The following is a 4,524-nucleotide window of genomic DNA, read 5'->3' on the forward strand; positions in this document are numbered from 1 at the left end:
CCACCAGTACGTTGCGCTCGCCGTCGCGCACCAGCAGGGCACGGCAGCCGAGGTCGATGCGGTTCTCCGCATCGGGCTGCATCCAGCGTGACCAGAGCGCGCGCGGGGCATTGCCGAACATGGCGCCGCCGTCGAGTTTCTGGCTGTTGCCGAGGAGGGTGGTGAGGGTTCGCATGGATATGTCCTTGTTCCTGGTCTAGCGAATAACCGGCGGTTGCGTCGTTTTTCAAGAATGCCTGGCCGGCTTCCCGGGCGTCGTAGGGCGAATAACCGCTTCGCGATTATCCGCCGTTATCGCGGGCTGTCGGCGGACAGCGCGTTGCATGCTGTCCCGGAAAAAACACGCGGCCCACGGGCCGCGCGACAACGCTCGACGGAAGCTTCAGAACTGTTCCGCCTCCAGGCCGTACAGGCTTTCGCTGCCGGCTTCGACGGCGGCGGCGAGGGAGTGCACGCGGGGCAGGATGCGGGCGAAGTAGAAGCGCGCGGTGGCCAGCTTGCCGTCGTGGAACGCCGGGTCGGCCTCGCGCTGGCGCAGCGCGGCGGCGGCCATGCGCGCCCAGAGGTAGGCGTAGGCGGTATAGCCGAACAGATGCAGGTATTCCACCGAGGCTGCGCCGATCTCGCGCGGGTCGTTGCCGGCGCGGGCGACGATGCCCTGGGTGAGGTTGTCCAGCAGGTCCAGGGCGGTCAGCAGCGGGGTGACGAACTCCGCCAGTTCGGCGTTGGCGCCGGCGGCGAAGGCTCGCACCTCGCGGCTGAAGATGGAGAGGAACAGCCCGCCGTTGGCGACCACCTTGCGGCCCATCAGGTCGAGCGCCTGGATGCCGTTGGTGCCTTCGTAGATCTGCGCGATGCGTACGTCGCGCACCAGTTGCTCCTGGCCCCATTCGCGGATGTAGCCGTGGCCGCCGAACACCTGCTGGCCGAGCACGCAGCTCTCCAGGCCGGTATCGGTGAAGAAGGCCTTGGCCACCGGGGTCAACAGGGCCACCAGGGCTTCGGCCTGGCTGCGTTCTTCCTGGTCCTCGGCGTACTTGGCCAGGTCGAGCTGCTGCCCGACATAGGTGGAAAAGGCGCGGCCGCCCTCGGTCAGCGCCTTCATGGTGAGCAGCATGCGGCGCACGTCGGGGTGCACGATGATCGGGTCGGCGGCCTTGTCCCTGGCCACCGGGCCGGTCGGCGCGCGGCTTTGCAGGCGCTCGCGGGCGTAGGCGACGGCGCTCTGGTAGGACATCTCGGCGCAGCCGATGCCCTGGATGCCGATGGACAGGCGCTCGTAGTTCATCATGGTGAACATCGCCGCCAGGCCCTTGTTGACTTCGCCGACCAGCCAGCCGCTGGCGCCGTCGAAGTTCATCACGCAGGTGGCCGAGGCCTTGATCCCCATCTTGTGCTCGATGGAGCCGCAGTGCACCGCGTTGCGTGCGCCGAGCGCGCCGTCGTCGCCGACCAGGAACTTCGGCACCAGGAACAGCGAGATGCCGCGCGAACCGGCCGGCGCGTCGGGCAGCTTGGCCAGCACCAGGTGAATGATGTTCTCGGTGAGGTCCTGCTCGCCGCCGGTGATGAAGATCTTCGTCCCGCTGATCCTGTAGGAACCGTCGGCCTGCGGCTCGGCCTTGGTGCGGATGATGCCCAGGTCGGTGCCGGCATGCGGTTCGGTCAGACACATGGAGCCGGCCCAGGTGCCGGCGTACATGTTCGGCAGGTACCTGTTCTTCAGCTCCTCGCTGCCGTGCGCATCGAGGGCCAGGCAGGCGCCGGCGGAAAGGGTCGAGTAGAGGCTGAAGCTGGCGTTGGCCGCGTACATCATCTCCTCGAACTGCACTGCCAGCATCTTCGGCATGCCCATGCCGCCATGGGCCGGATTGCCGGTGAGGCCGACCCAGCCGCCCTCGGCGTAGGTCGCGTAGGCCTCGCGGAAGCCGGCCGGGGTGCGCACGGCGCCGTCCTGCCACTGCGCGCCTTCTTCGTCGCCACTGCGGTTGAGCGGCGCGAGCAGGCCGCCGGTGACCTTGGCCGCTTCCTCGAGGATGGCGTCGGCGGTGTCGGCGTCGATCCGCTCGGCCAGTCGCGGTAGGCGCTGCCACAGGGCGGGGGCGTCGAACACGTCGTTGAGCAGGAAGCGCATGTCGCGCAGCGGGGCGTTGTATTCAGGCATTGCACACCTCGTCGGTGAACGGCCGGCGGGACGGCCGCAGGTACAGGGTTGCCCGTGCGCATCCTGCCTACGGCCGCCGTGGCACGGCCGCTGCACGGGCAATTCGGCTGGCGGCGCTCAGAGGGCGGCGGCCCACTCGCGCAGCACGTATTTCTGGATCTTGCCGGTGGAGGTCTTCGGCAGTTCCGAGAACACCACGGTACGCGGAATCTTGAACGCGGCCAGGTGTTCGCGACAGAACGCGACGATCTCGCTCTCGGCGAGCCCCTGATGATCGCTCTTCAGGGTAATGAACGCACAGGGCGTTTCCCCCCACTTTTCGTCGGGCCGCGCCACCACCGCCGCCTCCAGCACCGCCGGGTGGCGGTAGAGCACGCCCTCCAATTCGATGGTGGAGATGTTTTCGCCGCCGGAGATGATGATGTCCTTGAGCCGGTCGCGGATCTCGATGTAGCCGTCCGGATGGCAGACCGCCAGGTCGCCGGTATGGAACCAGCCGCCGGCGAAGGCTTCCTCGGTGGCGCTGGGGTTCTTCAGGTAGCCCTTCATCACGGTATTGCCGCGCATGAAGATCTCGCCGATGGACTGGCCGTCGCGCGGCACCGGCTCGAGGGTCTTCGGGTCGGCCACCATCACCCCTTCGAGGGTCGGGTAGCGCACGCCCTGGCGCGACTTGATCGCGGCGCGTCGCTCCAGCGGCAGGTCGTCCCACTCGCCGTGCCAGGCGCAGACCGTGACCGGGCCGTAGACCTCGGTGAGGCCGTAGACATGGGTGACGCGGATGCCCATCTCTTCCACCGCGCCGATCACCTTGGCCGGTGGCGCGGCGCCGGCGACCATGGCATGCACCGGGTGGTCGATGGCGGCCTTGGCCGAGTCGGGCATGTTGATCAGGGCGTTGAGCACGATGGGTGCGCCGCACAGGTGGCTGACCTGGTGCTCGCGGATCAGGGTGAGGACCTTTTGCGGATCGACCCGCCGCAGGCAGACGTGGACGCCGGCCAACGCGGTCACCGTCCACGGATAGCACCAGCCGTTGCAGTGGAACATCGGCAAGGTCCAGAGGTACACCGGGTGCTGGCCCATGGACCAGGTCATCTGGTTGCCCAGCGCGTTCAGGTAGGCGCCGCGGTGATGGTAGACCACGCCCTTGGGGTTGCCGGTGGTGCCCGAGGTGTAGTTCAGCGAGATCGCCTGCCACTCGTCCCGGGGCCATTCCCAGGCGAACTGCGGGTCGCCCTCGGCGAGCAGCGCCTCGTAGTCCAGTTCGCCAACCGGGCGGCCTTCGCCATACTCGGGGTCGTTGACGTCGACCACCAGCGGCGGGTGGTCGAGCATACCGATGGCGGCATGGATCACCTCGTGGAATTCGTAGTCGGTGATCAGCACCTTGGCTTCGCCGTGTTGCAGCATGAAGGCGATGGCTTCGGCGTCGAGGCGGACGTTGAGGGTGTTCAGCACCGCGCCGATCATCGGCACGCCATAGTGCGCCTCGAGCATCTCGGGGATGTTCGGCAGCATCACCGCCACCGTGTCGCCCTGGCCGATGCCGCGCCCGGCCAGGGCCGAGGCCAGGCGTCGGCAGCGTTGGTAGGTCTGCGCCCAGTCGCGGCGGATGTTGCCGTGGATCACCGCGGGGTAGTGCGGATAGACGCTGGCGGTGCGCTCGATGAAGCTCAGCGGCGTCAGGGCGATGTGGTTGACGGCGGCGGGCGCGAGACCCTGTTCGAAGATCGACATGAAGAGTACCCCGTGGCTGATTGTTAGCTCTGTTCTGGGTAAGGGTCACGATCTGCCGCGCGCGGAGAGACTGCGTCGAAAACGGCTGGTTTCTCTGGCTCGGCAGATCGTGAACAGCTTCCAAGGACCAGGCGAAGCGCTCCTTGGGTTGGGGCGATTTATAGCAACGATGAAAAATATATGGAAGTTAAACCATAAGCTTATAGTATAAATACCATATAAGTTCCCAGGATCATCTTCCGCCCATGAGTCCGCTTCCCGCTTCGCCTGCCCTCAACAGCCTCCTGCGCCTGCTGCGCGAGGGCGCGCCGCTGGTCGAGCGGGTCGGTGCGCTGCGCCGCTTGCTGCTCGAACATCCGGGTACGCGCCAGGCCTGGTACCTGGCCTGGCAGCCGCAGGCGCAGACCTATACCCCGGTGCCGCCGTCGCCGGCGCTGCCGCCGGGTGCCGGCGAGCCGAACCGGGCCAGCGACCTGGCGTTGCGCGAGCGCCTGGCGCGCGACGGCCGGCTGGCGCTGGACGAATTGCGGCGTTCCGCGTCCTGGCTCGGCGCGCGCTTGCGGCGTGCCGGCGTGGAGCATGGCATGGCCTTCGCCCTCGACCTGCAGGCCGGCGACGAA

The 4,524-nt window shown here is 67.6% G+C and carries 2 protein-coding genes and 2 pseudogenes; 1 reads left to right on the forward strand and 3 read right to left on the reverse strand.

Features of this window, described 5'->3' with window-relative positions; genetic code table 11:
* The 3 genes and pseudogenes from FFS27_RS28990 to FFS27_RS29000 all read right to left on the reverse strand — a co-directional run.
* Window positions 1-175, reverse strand: a pseudogene (locus FFS27_RS28990) (MBL fold metallo-hydrolase); the annotation flags it as partial.
* A 207-nt stretch (window positions 176-382) separates the two neighbouring features.
* Window positions 383-2,164: an acyl-CoA dehydrogenase C-terminal domain-containing protein gene (locus FFS27_RS28995; RefSeq protein ID WP_003118167.1), complete on the reverse strand. Its 1,782-nt coding sequence runs from the start codon at window positions 2,162-2,164 to the stop codon at window positions 383-385.
* A gap of 117 nt (window positions 2,165-2,281) precedes the next feature.
* Window positions 2,282-3,904 carry an acyl-CoA synthetase gene (locus FFS27_RS29000; RefSeq protein WP_003093598.1) on the reverse strand — a complete coding sequence of 541 codons (1,623 nt, stop codon included), beginning with the start codon at window positions 3,902-3,904 and terminating at the stop codon, window positions 2,282-2,284.
* 245 nt (window positions 3,905-4,149) lie between these two features.
* Here FFS27_RS29000 and FFS27_RS29005 point away from each other — a divergent pair.
* A pseudogene (locus FFS27_RS29005) lies at window positions 4,150-4,524 on the forward strand (PAS domain-containing sensor histidine kinase); the annotation flags it as partial.

The sequence above is a fragment of the Pseudomonas sp. 2VD genome, assembly GCF_005503585.1.
Taxonomy (GTDB): Bacteria; Pseudomonadota; Gammaproteobacteria; order Pseudomonadales; family Pseudomonadaceae; genus Pseudomonas; species Pseudomonas aeruginosa.